The organism is Pseudoalteromonas sp. 68 DY56-GL68 (assembly GCF_041414825.1).
Lineage (GTDB): Bacteria > Pseudomonadota > Gammaproteobacteria > Enterobacterales > Alteromonadaceae > Pseudoalteromonas.
This window is the reverse complement of sequence record NZ_JAOCZL010000021.1, coordinates 243,079-255,902: the sequence shown is the minus strand read 5'-3', so window position 1 is coordinate 255,902 and position 12,824 is coordinate 243,079. Positions and strand designations below refer to the sequence as shown.

General features: G+C 39.1%; 15 protein-coding genes. 3 read left to right on the top strand and 12 right to left on the bottom strand.

Annotated elements, in window-relative coordinates:
- Window positions 1-73 precede the first annotated feature (73 nt).
- The 6 genes from NYF15_RS15580 to NYF15_RS15555 all read right to left on the bottom strand — a co-directional run bounded on the left by NYF15_RS15580 (window position 74) and on the right by NYF15_RS15555 (window position 6,012).
- A complete protein-coding gene (locus tag NYF15_RS15580; RefSeq protein WP_371354032.1) occupies window positions 74-1,237 on the bottom strand; it encodes an endonuclease/exonuclease/phosphatase family protein in 1,164 nt (387 codons plus the stop codon).
- Window positions 1,234-2,166: a YeiH family protein gene (locus NYF15_RS15575; RefSeq protein WP_371354031.1), complete on the bottom strand. Its 933-nt coding sequence runs from the start codon at window positions 2,164-2,166 to the stop codon at window positions 1,234-1,236. The genes NYF15_RS15580 and NYF15_RS15575 overlap by 4 nt, the downstream gene beginning before the upstream one ends.
- Complete coding sequence (locus tag NYF15_RS15570) at window positions 2,163-2,351, bottom strand: DUF2798 domain-containing protein (protein WP_267136315.1); 189 nt, start codon at window positions 2,349-2,351, stop codon at window positions 2,163-2,165. The genes NYF15_RS15575 and NYF15_RS15570 overlap by 4 nt, the downstream gene beginning before the upstream one ends.
- Before the next feature lie 178 nt (window positions 2,352-2,529).
- Window positions 2,530-3,678 carry a 5-(carboxyamino)imidazole ribonucleotide synthase gene (locus NYF15_RS15565; RefSeq protein ID WP_371354030.1) on the bottom strand — a complete coding sequence of 383 codons (1,149 nt, stop codon included), beginning with the start codon at window positions 3,676-3,678 and terminating at the stop codon, window positions 2,530-2,532.
- A gap of 1 nt (window position 3,679) precedes the next feature.
- Window positions 3,680-4,162 (bottom strand): 5-(carboxyamino)imidazole ribonucleotide mutase, encoded by a 483-nt coding sequence (gene purE, locus NYF15_RS15560; protein ID WP_054553887.1) that lies wholly within the window; start codon window positions 4,160-4,162, stop codon window positions 3,680-3,682.
- Window positions 4,163-4,425: 263 nt separating this feature from the next.
- Window positions 4,426-6,012, bottom strand: coding sequence for an ABC-F family ATPase (locus tag NYF15_RS15555; protein ID WP_083515305.1), 1,587 nt, complete (start codon window positions 6,010-6,012; stop codon window positions 4,426-4,428).
- A 206-nt stretch (window positions 6,013-6,218) separates the two neighbouring features.
- Here NYF15_RS15555 and NYF15_RS15550 point away from each other — a divergent pair, with 206 nt between their 5' ends.
- Complete coding sequence (locus NYF15_RS15550) at window positions 6,219-6,740, top strand: TetR/AcrR family transcriptional regulator (protein ID WP_371354029.1); 522 nt, start codon at window positions 6,219-6,221, stop codon at window positions 6,738-6,740.
- A 171-nt stretch (window positions 6,741-6,911) separates the two neighbouring features.
- Entirely contained in the window at window positions 6,912-8,120 is a 1,209-nt protein-coding gene (locus NYF15_RS15545; protein WP_371354028.1) for a porin, read from the top strand.
- A 502-nt stretch (window positions 8,121-8,622) separates the two neighbouring features.
- On the opposite strand, the gene NYF15_RS15540 is transcribed toward NYF15_RS15545, so the two are convergent.
- The 5 genes from NYF15_RS15540 to NYF15_RS15520 all read right to left on the bottom strand — a co-directional run bounded on the left by NYF15_RS15540 (window position 8,623) and on the right by NYF15_RS15520 (window position 11,584).
- Window positions 8,623-9,408, bottom strand: coding sequence for a hypothetical protein (locus NYF15_RS15540; RefSeq protein WP_371354027.1), 786 nt, complete (start codon window positions 9,406-9,408; stop codon window positions 8,623-8,625).
- 432 nt (window positions 9,409-9,840) lie between these two features.
- Window positions 9,841-10,152, bottom strand: a complete 312-nt coding sequence (locus NYF15_RS15535; RefSeq protein WP_371354026.1) for an antibiotic biosynthesis monooxygenase — start codon at window positions 10,150-10,152, stop codon at window positions 9,841-9,843.
- Window positions 10,153-10,157: 5 nt separating this feature from the next.
- Window positions 10,158-10,568 (bottom strand): GFA family protein, encoded by a 411-nt coding sequence (locus NYF15_RS15530; protein WP_371354025.1) that lies wholly within the window; start codon window positions 10,566-10,568, stop codon window positions 10,158-10,160.
- A gap of 21 nt (window positions 10,569-10,589) precedes the next feature.
- Window positions 10,590-11,021 carry a DUF3859 domain-containing protein gene (locus NYF15_RS15525; protein ID WP_371354024.1) on the bottom strand — a complete coding sequence of 144 codons (432 nt, stop codon included), beginning with the start codon at window positions 11,019-11,021 and terminating at the stop codon, window positions 10,590-10,592.
- 83 nt (window positions 11,022-11,104) lie between these two features.
- Complete coding sequence (locus tag NYF15_RS15520) at window positions 11,105-11,584, bottom strand: GNAT family N-acetyltransferase (RefSeq protein WP_371354023.1); 480 nt, start codon at window positions 11,582-11,584, stop codon at window positions 11,105-11,107.
- Between the two features lie 80 nt (window positions 11,585-11,664).
- Here NYF15_RS15520 and NYF15_RS15515 point away from each other — a divergent pair, with 80 nt between their 5' ends.
- Window positions 11,665-11,868, top strand: coding sequence for a hypothetical protein (locus NYF15_RS15515; protein WP_054561447.1), 204 nt, complete (start codon window positions 11,665-11,667; stop codon window positions 11,866-11,868).
- Between the two features lie 36 nt (window positions 11,869-11,904).
- Here NYF15_RS15515 and htpX read toward each other — a convergent pair whose 3' ends face one another.
- Window positions 11,905-12,765 carry a protease HtpX gene (gene htpX, locus NYF15_RS15510; protein WP_054561446.1) on the bottom strand — a complete coding sequence of 287 codons (861 nt, stop codon included), beginning with the start codon at window positions 12,763-12,765 and terminating at the stop codon, window positions 11,905-11,907.
- Between the last annotated feature and the right edge of the window lie 59 nt (window positions 12,766-12,824).

Below are 12,824 nucleotides of genomic sequence, written 5' to 3'. Positions count from 1 at the left end.
ATTTAAGCAGAAGCACTGATGAAATAGCAATTTTTATAGGATAAACAGCCAAACTTTTCCGTTTAATTACAGCTTATTTCAAGCTGATATCAAGCCACACCATACGATGATCAGATGATGCATTACGATCTTTAATCAAACGGTATAATTCTGAACTTTTTATTGGCCAAAATACCCCGCCGTCGTTGATCTCAATACCATAATTAGAAGGGAGTACGTAATCAGCACGGGCTTGCCAATAAGCCGTGTAGTTTTTTGCATATTCTTCTTTATAGGATTGTTTAGCCCCTTTGCTAGAAGGTGTAAATGAGGTATTTACTAGAGGATTTTTCAAAATTTGGTCTGTTGTTCCAGGACGAGCTTTACCACCTTCAGGTGCTGCATTTAAATCACCAACAATCACAAAGCGACTTTTCGCTTTTAAGCCCCCTTTTTGACCTTTATCATCATAAATGTAGTTAGCATTGTTGATGTAATCAGCAATCAGGCGCACTTCATCGTGGTTACGCTTACCGTTACGGTCTTCATCACCATCAAAAACTGGTGGAGTTGGGTGTGAAGCAAGTAAATGAACCGTTTTTCCTTTAACATCAATTGGTAGATCCCAAAATGATTTAGAGCTTAGGTGAAGTGCTTGCCATTCCTCAGCAGAATACCAGTTTTTACCAGTTTTAGGGTCGGTAGGCATTTGCGCATTAGGCATATCTTTATATTTGAATGTTTGTAAAGTACGCGCTTTATCTAAATCAATTGGGTAGCGAGAAAGTACTGCCATTGCATAATGCCCTTCAAAGAAGCCAAAGCCTTGCGCGTCTCCTTTGTAATGCCCCTTTACACCATCGTTATCTAAATCAAACTCAGTAGGTAACCCCGTATTGACTGGTGCAATAAAATAATACGGATAATCAATTGCAACCTGCTTATTTTGCGATACTTGCAGGTAGTTTTTACGAAATACGTTAATGCCTTTGTCGGCATCAATATAATCAAACTCGTTCAGTAGAATAACATCTGGTCTTACACGTTGGATAATCTCTGCTATGTTGCGAATTTGCTGGTGGTTACTTGCTAATGCTTTGCTTAATGCATCTTTATCGACCGCCTCACCTTTTTTAGCATAGTTTGTTGCATCCATGCTCACGTTGAAAGTGGCAACACGCAGATCTGCAGCCGCTAAATTATTAGCAAATAAGCCTGCAGCGAGTGCTATTGAAGAACTTAATAAAGAATTTTTCATGAAATAAATCCGTCTACTATTAGTAGTAAAATAATACTGCTGACAATGATCCATAAGATCATCGCCATGATAAAAGGTTTAATGCCCGCTTGTTTTAATACTGAAATTGATAAACCACTGCCGATTAAAAATAAGGTCATTACCAAAACTTGCTTAGCACCGATGTTAAGGGCGTGCCACAGTGTTTGATACTCTGGAAAACTTGAGTTAATAAGCGCAGCCGCCAAGAAACCTATGATAAACAAGGGTATACTGGCTTTTTCATCAGACTTCCAAAACACACCCGCGATGCTTGTATAGGGGATGATCCACATCGCTCTGGTGAGTTTAATGGTTGTTGCAATAGCAAGCGCTGATGCGCCATAAGCGGCTGAAGCCCCTACTACACTGCTAGTATCGTGAATCGCAAGTGCCGCCCAAACACCGAATTGCTGCTCAGTCAGGCCAAAGTAATGACCAATCATTGGGAATAACACTAAGCCGAGGGCGTTTAATAAAAACACCACAGCGAGTGATATAGCTACTTCGTGATCTTTGGCCTTGATTACAGGCGCCATTGCAGCAATGGCGCTACCACCACAAATGGCAGTACCAAATGAAATAAGTACACCGGTATTTTTATTTAATTTAAATAACTGAGACAAAATTTCGCCAAGCCCAATAATCGCGGTAATACTAACGATTGTAAGCACAATAGAGCTACGCCCTACTTCTATTACTTGACTAAAATCAACAGCAAAGCCAAGGCCAATAACCGCTAACTTTAGCATCCATTTACTCATTTTTTGTGACTGTGCTGCAAATGGGTTACCCAATAACATGGCAAACAAAGCACCAACAACAAGTGCTGTAGCTGAGCCAACAAATGGCAAAGCAGATGCTAAAAATAACGTAATAAATAGTATTTGTTTTGGGCGTTCGGCTATCACAACGGCGCTCTGATTAGTTTGTTGGTTAACTTATGTACTACAGGTGCGACAAAAATAACGGTAGGAAATGCCACACAAAAAGCAAAAGCCCATGCTTTAAGCCAAATGGTTGCAATGCTATCGATTAAACCAACATTAAAAATGCTGATCACCAATGACATAAATCCAGACATAAACAGCGCCATAAAAAACGCAAATACGACTGTTCTAAATCGAGGATGTAACATAACAAGCTAATATTAATATAAAAATATTAGTCTATAGGAAGAAAAACCTGACGCAAGTGCTTTGAGACAAGAGGTGTTATTCTTGTAGAGAAATTAAAAAGCCGAGATAAACTCGGCTTCTTAGAATTTAAACTGATCAGTTTAAAATAAGTTGGGTGCTGGTAGCAGCAACGCCGGGGTAATCGTGTTCTGGCAGCACTTCAGCAAGTAGCGCTAAACGCTCACCAAGCTGATGAAGATTATTGGCCGAAACATTAATATGCCCCATCTTACGACCCGGTTTAGCCGTTTTACCATACCAGTGACTTGTAACGTCTGGCGTTGCAAGTACTGAGTGTGGAATAGAAGACTGGCCTAGTACATTGATCATAGCTGTAGGACGAAGTAACTCTGTACTACCTAATGGTAAACCAGCAACTGCACGCATATGATTTTCGAACTGTGAGCAATGCGTACCCTGCTGTGTCCAGTGACCAGAGTTATGAACCCGTGGTGCAATTTCGTTAACTAATAACGTGCCTTGCACATCAAAAAATTCGATTGCCAGTACACCCACATAATCAAGCTCTTGCGCTAGCTTGTTAAATGCAACCTCAGCTTGTTCTTGAATTGCGGCTTTTTCTTTACCCGCTACTGAAAGCGTAAGTACACCGTTAGTGTGTTGGTTTTCAGTGAGTGGATAAATAACTGTGTTACCCGCTTTGTCGCGTGCCCCAATGATAGATACTTCACGGTCAAACGGAATCATCTTTTCAGCGATAATAGAGTGCGGTGCAGTTTCGGTGCCTGATGCGATGAAATCTGCCATTTCTGACCAGATTTGGTCAATTTGATCATCAGACTTTAAGCGCCACTGCCCTTTACCATCGTAACCCGCTTGGCAAGTTTTGATCACAAGCGGCTTGCCTAAGCGCTCTACAGCAGCAATAAGGTGCGCTTTTTCTGTAATTAATTGGTAAGGCGCACATTCAACATTTGTTTTATCAAGTAATGCTTTTTCAAGTGCGCGGTCGCCACCGGTTTTAATCGCTGCTTTACCTGGGTAAAACTTATTGCTTTGACAGCATAGCGTTAGTACATCATCAGGAATGTGTTCAAACTCAGCTGTAATGGCGTCTGCGTTATCAATAGCTTGTTGTAATGTGCTTTTGTGAACTTCACCGGTTAACGGATGAATGATTTTTTCACTACCCACATCGTAGGCAACAACATTTAAATCAAGCGGTGCACCCGCTAAGCTCATCATGCGAGCTAACTGACCTGCACCTAAAATTAAAATATTCATATTACTCTGCGGGATTAGGGTTAGCTAAGATAGTGTCTGTTTGTTCTTTACGGAAAGCTTCAACTTTTGCGAAGATTTCTGGCTGTTGGCAACCTAAAATTTGTGCCGCTAAAAGGCCAGCATTTGCAGCACCCGCTTCACCGATAGCCAGTGTACCTACCGCAACACCTTTAGGCATTTGGCAGATAGATAATAATGAATCTACACCATTAAGTGTTTTTGATTTAACGGGTACACCTAAAACAGGCAGTGAAGTAAATGCCGCGGCCATACCAGGCAAGTGCGCAGCCCCACCGGCACCGGCGATAATAATTTTAATGCCACGATCTGCAGCTGAGCTTGCATAGTCAGCAAGTAATTGAGGGGTACGGTGAGCAGAAACAACTTTAGTCTCGTATTCAATGCCAAACTTTTCTAGCATTAACGCCGCATGTTCCATCGTTGGCCAGTCTGATTTGGAACCCATAATAATGCCAACTGTCATAAATACACCTCAGTTAAATTGTTTTCTAAAAAGCGGACTTTTGTCCTTATTTTGTGGCGGGTATTATATACCCAAACCACCTCAAGATGCGAGTTTCAGTTGGAATTAAAAGCGATTTAGGCAAGGCATTAATTACAAATAATAGTGGTTCTATTGTTAAAATGAATAACGCAGTATAAATCGCTTTTAAACCACATAAATATGCGACTCTAGAAGCACAAAAAAGCCATGACATGCATGGCTTTTAATCACTCATCAGCTGATTATGCTTCTTTGCTTGCTAGGTACTCAGTGTATGTACCTTTAAAGTCGATAATTTTGCCGTCTTTAATTTCCCAAATACGGTTAGCAAGTGATGATACAAATTGTCTATCGTGAGATACGAACAACAAAGTCCCTTCGTATGCTTCAAGTGCTAAGTTAAGCGCCTCGATAGATTCCATATCCATGTGGTTGGTTGGCTCATCCATTAATAAGATGTTTGGTTTATGCATCATAATTTTGCCAAACAACATACGGCCTTGCTCACCACCTGAAATAACTTTTACTGACTTTTTAATGTCGTTTTGTGAAAACAGCATACGACCTAAGAAACTACGAACAACTTGCTCGTCGTCACCTTCTTGTTGCCATTGTTCCATCCACTGGAATAAGTTCATGTCTTGTTCGAACTCGTCAGCATGGTCTTGTGCGTAATACCCAATATTTGCGTTATCTGACCATTTAAATTCACCTTGTTTTGGTGCTAAACGACCTGCAAGGGTATTTAATAATGTAGTTTTACCAACACCGTTCTCACCGATGATCGCAATACGCTCGCCTACTTCAACCAAGCCTTCAAGGCCACTGAAGAGCATGTTATCGAAACCTTGTGCTAAGTTTGTTAGCTCTAAGGCATTACGAAATAATTGCTTTTCTTGTTCAAAGCGAATAAATGGGCTTTGACGCGAAGATGCTTTAACTTCTTCAAGCTGAATTTTATCAATTTGTTTAGCACGTGATGTCGCTTGCTTTGCTTTTGAAGCGTTTGCAGAGAAGCGCGATACAAACTGTTGAAGCTCAGCAATTTGGCTTTTCTTCTTCGCGTTTTCGCTCAGTAGACGCTCGCGAGCCTGTGTTGCAGCAAACATGTACTCATCATAGTTACCAGGGTAAATACGAAGCTCGCCGTAATCGATGTCAGCCATGTGTGTACATACTGAGTTTAAGAAGTGACGATCGTGCGAAATGATGATCATAGTGCAGTCGCGCTGGTTTAACACGTCTTCTAACCACTTAATAGTGTAGATGTCCAAGTTATTGGTAGGCTCATCGAGTAGCATGATGTCTGGATCAGAAAACAGTACTTGTGCAAGTAACACACGCAGTTTAAAACCCGGTGCGATTTCAGACATAGGGCCGTAGTGCTGTTCTGTGCCAATACCAACACCAATCAGTAACTCACCCGCTTTTGCTTCTGCTGAGTAACCATCCATTTCGGCAAACTCAGTTTCAAGGTCTGCTACACGCATACCATCTTCTTCGCTCATTTCAGGTAAGCTGTAAATACGGTCACGTTCTTTTTTTACTTCCCACAGCTCTTTATGACCCATGATTACCGTGTCAATTACAGAAAACTCTTCGTAAGCAAACTGGTCTTGATTTAGTTTTGCAACACGCTCGTTTGGATCTGTACTGACATTCCCTGAAGATGGCTCAAGCTCGCCACTTAGGATTTTCATGAAGGTTGATTTACCACAGCCATTCGCACCGATTAAACCGTAACGGTTACCATCGCCAAATTTTGCTGAGATATTTTCGAATAAAGGTTTAGCACCAAATTGCATGGTGATATTAGCTGTACTAATGATAGCGGTACCCTCCAGCGGGTAAAAAAGTAAAACGAAACTGTGTGCAATTTTAAACTAAAGCCGCCTAGCACGCTATGAAAGATTGTTTAAAACAACCTAGTCATTTTACAACTTAATTAACTAGGTCTATCTTTAGTGAACATGCTCACTTTTATAAGTGAACGCGCTCACTTTAAAGTTACTTTAAATAAAACAAGATAATAGCTATGGGCAATCATAATAAGACACATCAGCATATTCTAAATACTGCGTGGCAGCTTTTCGCAGAGCATGGATTTAATGATACGTCTACACGTCAAATATCTTCTGCTTGTGGTGTTGCTGTCGGTACTTTGTTTAAACATTTTGAGAGTAAGATCGCTATTTTGGAGGCATGTCTTGAATTGAGGTTTAATGATGTATTAGAGCGGGCTAAAGAAACCGATATTCATCGCTCTCCCCGATTAAAGATCAATCATTACGCACAATACTTTTACCAATTTTATTGCTTACATCATCAATTTTATAAGGTGCTATTTAGTGAACGTTTATTTTCTAAAACATTCAAACAGCGACATATGGAGTTAATTCAAACTTTAGTGTTTTCTGAACAACCACAGTTTAATAAAGTAAAAGCTGCCATCTTGTTGGACTGTTATTTTATGACCCTTATTTATGGGTTAAGTGCTGAAATCCCTAATACCAAACTAATGCTCAGAACGTTGAGTCAAAAAGTGTCTATTTTTTAACTAGAGTAAGCCATTGATAATTCAACATAGTGAACCTGAAATGAATAAATTTTCCTCACAAAGGGGTTCTTTCATGATTTTTTTTCACTTTTTCATGCATTTTAGCTTTGATAATCTCATTCTTTTAGTTAATTTAGACCTATTAGGGACAACAATTAAACAAGGTACTTTATGAAAAGAACACACGCTGCCATTTTTCTCGCTGGCTTAACGATAATCCCAACAGCAAATGCCATTGAGATTTATAAAGATGAAACAAACAGTGTCACTTTTGGCGGCTTTATTGATGCAAGAGTTATTAACACTCAAGGTGAAACCGAAATTGTAAACGGTGCATCACGCATTAACTTTGATTTTAAACGACAATTAAAAAATGGCTGGCAAGCCTTTGCACTGCTTGAATGGGGTGTAAACCCTGTTGGCAGCACAGACATAATCTACAATAACCGCTTTGAATCGATTCAAGATGAGTTTTTATACAATCGATTAGGTTATGTAGGATTAAAACACGATGACTATGGCCAAGTAACAATCGGAAAGCAATGGGGTGCATGGTATGACGTGGTCTACAATACAAACTATAGCTTAGTGTGGGATGGTAATGCTGCAGGTGTCTATACATACAATAAAGATGATGGTGCGGTAAATGGCACAGGCCGTGGTGATAAAGTACTTCAATACCGTAACACTTGGGGGAAATTTCATGTTGCATTGCAAGCTCAGTTGAAATCGGATGACTTTTATACCTGCGACATAGCGGATATATCTCGTAGTTCATGCGAATTATTATTTGAGCAAGGTAATCCTGCGGCGCAAAATGTTGAGTTTAACTCGACTTATGGCGCAGCTGTTACCTATAGAGCAACGGATAATCTAAAACTTACTGCCGGTATTAACCGAGGTCAATTCGATATTGTTTATGCAGATGGCCGTGATCAGCTTGTTACCGATTTAATTTACGGTGTAGGTATAACATATGGTGACTTTTACAAACCAGGCTGGTATGCCTCTGCCAATATAAATAAAAATGAAAACCACGATACCGATAATTTAGGTCGTTTGATAAAAGATGCTGTCGGTTTAGAGTCTATCCTAAGCTATCGCTTTGATAACGACATTCGTACTTTCGTTGCTTATAACGTTTTTGACGCAGGTGATGATTACGTAATTCAACCTAACTTTAACGCCGACCCACAAGACGTTTTTAAACGCCAATTTGCCGTAGTAGGCGCGCACTACTTTATGAGCGATGACACTATTTTGTATATAGAAGCCCGTAAAGATTTTAGTGACTTTTCGAGTAATAACGCTGAGCAAGAAGCTCAAATGTCACAAACAGAAGATGATGGTATAGCCATTGGATTTAATTACACTTTGTAATTAGCAATTAGTGCTTAAGCCCACCTTGGTGGGCTTTTAGCAAGATCAATCAATAAACTAATCAGTTGCCATGAACCCAAGGCAAACAGGTGGCCAATACACAAACATATACTAGAACTAATTAACCAAAACATCAGGTTGTTTTCTGGAAGCCTAGACATCAACCTAATGACTGCAAAACCACGAAATAAAAAATGCAGGTGATCTTTAACAGCGCTAATTTTGAAAGCGAAAGACGTTTTATTAAACCTGCACCCGACAGGCAGTAGAGTGCACAAACCAGAAATAACAATACGATGATACAGGTAAAGATTGTTAGATACTAAAGTCATTGTTCTGCAATCTATGCCATCTACTTCCCAGCATTAAAGAAACGATATTAATCGCCCCAAAAATACAAAAGATGAACAAGCGAGGCAACAAAACAACATATTGCCGCAGCCAGAAGACATTATTACTTTAAGATTGCACCCTTCTCCTCTTAAAGTGCCTGATACCCCATTTAGGAGCTTGTACCTTTTTCTGATTTAGTCTCATTTACTGGCAGAGCTATAACTTTATCGGGAGAATTTAATTCAGGAAATGTTTTAGCAGTATAGTCTGCTATCTGAATGGCTCCTGCAACAGTTGAAATAACCAATGCTGTTTTAGCCATAAATTTCCAAAATTTGCCTTTGACCTCATCTGTATCTTTGCCTTCGATGATTTCCTTTGATAGAACAGCTTTACCAAAAGTGGCTTCAACTATATCAACTACTTCAGCAGAGCCAGTAATTTTATACTCTTCTATGGCAATAATTATTTTGCGTAATTGTGAAAGAAAATATTGTTTAATACTCTGAGGTAAGTCTGAATCAATGATTTTATCAATAAGATCTTTAGCTCCATCATAAATGCTCTCTAATTCTGACCTCGGCAAAACAGGTTGAGGACAATTAGTTGATAGCATTCCTGAAGTCATGTGCAGATAATCCAAAATAGGCTCATTTATGTGCTTTATGAATTCATTCCAGCTAGATTCTAAATTACACTTAGAAAAAGCAGTATCCAGATACTTAGTCCAAGACATATATCTTTTTACATCAACATTATCGAGCTTTTTTAATTCAGTTGAGATGTTGTCAACCAATGAAAAAACTTTCCCAATTCGACCGACAAGAACAAAAGAGTTGTCTTCTTCCACGTTTAGTATTCTTGACCAAACTTTTTTACAGTTTTCATTTGGGTTAGCTTCCTTCCCTTCCATTAAAATATTGAGAAGTCGCCCCGCTGAATTGTTTACATCCATTTATTTACCTTACTTTAAATCTATTACAAATACTGATTATGCACATAGCATTTCAGTATTCATGCGAAACACGTTTTTCTATCGCAGCGTTGCTGGTTTTTCTTAATGCTTCATTTTTAACAAACTGGTTAAGTAATTGCCAGTGTTATTAAAATTAAGCACTTTTCGCTTTTTTATGATTATGTTTTAACTGTTTAAACATAAAACTATATGTTTAAGGGATTGAAAGTTAAAACTCGCTTTGCATATTTAAATTACATTGCAGATAATATTCATTAAAAACAATTTAGGTTTGATCGTAACCATCACACTAAACGTAACTCAATCCTTTATGGCGTATGCTAGAAGTCTAAGTGTTTTAAACTATGGCTATGCTGATATTGGATTTGATAAAAATAAAGTATGATGTGTTCCTTTTATACTTAGTGACTATCACAATGAATAATCACGTTCTACTTTTGCAATACGCGTTGTAAACGCGCTGTACCATTTGTCTTTACCCAGCTGTTGTGCAGTTAAGTGTTCTACGTTTTGTTTCCACGATTTAATGGCATCTAGATTTTGCCAATAAGATACTGTAATACCCAAACTATCACGAACAGACTCCATTCCTAAATACCCTGGTTGTTGCTCTGCGAGCTCCACCATTCTAATCGCCATTTTTTCATAGCCAGCGGTATCGTCAGATAAGGTATTAGTGAAAATCACAGCGTAATAAGGCGGTTTTGGCGTATTTGCTATCATTGTAGTTACTTCCCTCTACTTGGTTCAAACCTATCATAGCATGGAATTTCTGTGTTAAACGTATCCCAGTTTGCTTTAGAGCTCACAAAGTTATGACTGATTGGACGCTCGTTTATATCGCTATCTAGTAAACCTAAGCGAATACGTAAGCGGTTTGAATCGTCTTTATTCTCGCTATATAGAGGCGAACCACAGCAGCTGCAAAAATAGCGAATTCTACCTGGTTTAAATTCAAAGGCACTTAGATGCTGTTTGCCTTCTGTGAGGTTAAAACCATCTCGTTGAATAAAGCCATTGGTTGCGTAGGCTGTACCAGAATTTTTACGGCATAAAGAGCAATGACAATGAATAATTGACTCTATGCCACCAGCAATAGTTACTTTTACTTTGCCGCACAAACAACTTCCTTGATACATAGTCCCTCTCAGGTTTAAAGATTAATAACCGCGATGCTTCCAAAATTCAGTGGCAGTGCCTTCGGCTTCCTTTAATAAATTAAAGGATTTATCGGCAATTATATGGCCATTTAACTCAATAGTCATGCGCCAAATACCAACTTTATTATCAACAGGTGCCCATATCGTATCACCTAAGTAAAACTGCCAATCGTTTGTTTTAACGTACTGTTCGCCCTCAAATGGTGGCATGATCTCGCCATCTTCATCGGGGATATCTGGGTGGTAAACGCAAAATTTTATTTTTTGTCCTTTGGCCTTTTTAATATTAACAATAAAGCCAAATTCAATATCCAATTGTGCAGGAACGTCTGTTGTAAACTCGGTGATTTGAGGCAGGTCTTTTTCTTTTGCATCCCAATGACTGTAAATGCCGTAACTTTCAATACTGGTAATAGCTTTGGCTTTTGCCATAGTTGCTTGGCGCTCCTTTTTATAAATGAGGCGCTATTTTATAGTAGCAGCTCTAACAGAACAAGATTGTACTATTATAGTAACTAGTTAACGTACTTCACCCAGTGAAGGCCATGATGTTGAAAACCGCATTTTGTTAAAAGCTTAATACTGGCGCTGTTATTTGGATTAACTAAAGCGACCACACTGTTTAGTGGTGCCGTTACAAAGGTCGTCAGTTTTTCAAATATCATATCTAATACCTTTTGCATTATTCCTTTGCCAAAGTATTGCGATGCCAATTCAAAGCCCAACATGCCCTGCCCGTCAATTATGTTAAATAAGCCCACGCTACCAATAACTTGCCCACTACTTCGTAAAACAATAACTAAACGAATGCCTTGTTGATTATAAAAACGTTCTATGTCGCCTTGAATAAAATCATACACGTCACCTTTCGTTATATCAGTGTTGTAATCGTTAAACGTTTGTACTTGCGGATCTTTTAAAATATCCCATATCGCTTGGCAATCTTTATGACGAATTGGGCGTAAGTCAAAGGCTAAGTCATCATGGCTAGACACGTTAATTTCTTCTTTTTTCTTTATGAGCTGGCATTATTGTCTTACTATAAACGCAATTTCAAGCAATTAGATTAAGTTCGATGAGTGAAGAATTTAAAGTAATTCAACCTACCACTACGGTTTACTGTAAAGAACGTGGCGAAGGCTGGACCTTAACAGGCATCACCAGTATTGATGAACACACATCTGTGATGTTCGATGGCGTAAGGTATACCTTACCAGCCCGTGAAATTGTTGAGGTATTATTACCACAACAACTCGAGCGCGAGAAAAACCAACAATAAAAAAGCCAGCATTGAGCTGGCTTTTTCGTGTTTAAATTAACGTAATGCGTTAATACGCTCATCAAGTGGTGGGTGCGATGAGAATAACTCGGCAACACCTTTACCGCTTGCAATACCAAATGCCATCATCGAACCTTCTAGTTGTGATGGGTGGTTTTGTTTTAAACGCTCAAGGGCGCTACGCATTTTATCTGCACCTACTAGTTTAGCTGCACCGGCATCCGCAGAGAATTCGCGTTTACGGCTATAGTAAGCAACAATCACACTTGCTAGAACACCAAATAACATTTGGAAAATCATATCGAATAAAAAGTATGTCCAGCTACTACCGCCCTCTTCTTCATCACTATTAAGAAAGTTATCAACAATACCTGCCAATACTTTCGCCATAAATATAACAAAGGTATTCACTACACCTTGGATAAGTGTCAACGTTACCATGTCACCATTTGCAATGTGTGACACCTCATGAGCCAATACCGCTTCAGCTTGATCTTGGTTCATATTGTGTAATAAACCTGTGCTCACAGCTACCAGCGAGTTGTTCTTACTTGGACCTGTCGCAAACGCGTTCATTTCAGGGCTATCGTAAATAGCCACTTCAGGCATCGCGATACCAGCTTTTTTTGCTTGCGCTGCTACCGTCGAAACTAACCATTGCTCTGTTTCAGAACGAGGCTGTTCAATAACATGTGCACCAGTTGATTTTTTTGCCATCCATTTCGACATAAATAACGAAATAAACGAGCCACCAAAACCAAATACAGTTGAAATAACTAAAATGCCGCCTAAACTGCGATGGCTGATACCCAGTACGCTCATCACAATAGACAACACAATACCTAACACTAGCATTACCGCTAAGTTAGTCAGTAGAAACAAAAATACACGCTTCATAAAAACCTCAGAATAAACATACCAATTGTATTAACTAACGACATGGTTAAAAATCGTTA

Bases quoted from the DNA above. Each gene is read 5' to 3' on its own strand.
- NYF15_RS15580 (WP_371354032.1), bottom strand. From the start codon at position 1,237: ATGAAAAATTCTTTATTAAGTTCTTCAATAGCACTCGCTGCAGGCTTA.
- NYF15_RS15570 (WP_267136315.1), bottom strand. From the start codon at position 2,351: ATGGCGCTGTTTATGTCTGGATTTATGTCATTGGTGATCAGCATTTTT.
- NYF15_RS15565 (WP_371354030.1), bottom strand. From the start codon at position 3,678: ATGAATATTTTAATTTTAGGTGCAGGTCAGTTAGCTCGCATGATGAGC.
- purE (WP_054553887.1), bottom strand. From the start codon at position 4,162: ATGACAGTTGGCATTATTATGGGTTCCAAATCAGACTGGCCAACGATG.
- NYF15_RS15550 (WP_371354029.1), top strand. From the start codon at position 6,219: ATGGGCAATCATAATAAGACACATCAGCATATTCTAAATACTGCGTGG.
- NYF15_RS15545 (WP_371354028.1), top strand. From the start codon at position 6,912: ATGAAAAGAACACACGCTGCCATTTTTCTCGCTGGCTTAACGATAATC.
- NYF15_RS15540 (WP_371354027.1), bottom strand. From the start codon at position 9,408: ATGGATGTAAACAATTCAGCGGGGCGACTTCTCAATATTTTAATGGAA.
- NYF15_RS15535 (WP_371354026.1), bottom strand. From the start codon at position 10,152: ATGATAGCAAATACGCCAAAACCGCCTTATTACGCTGTGATTTTCACT.
- NYF15_RS15530 (WP_371354025.1), bottom strand. From the start codon at position 10,568: ATGTATCAAGGAAGTTGTTTGTGCGGCAAAGTAAAAGTAACTATTGCT.
- NYF15_RS15525 (WP_371354024.1), bottom strand. From the start codon at position 11,021: ATGGCAAAAGCCAAAGCTATTACCAGTATTGAAAGTTACGGCATTTAC.
- NYF15_RS15515 (WP_054561447.1), top strand. From the start codon at position 11,665: ATGAGTGAAGAATTTAAAGTAATTCAACCTACCACTACGGTTTACTGT.
- htpX (WP_054561446.1), bottom strand. From the start codon at position 12,765: ATGAAGCGTGTATTTTTGTTTCTACTGACTAACTTAGCGGTAATGCTA.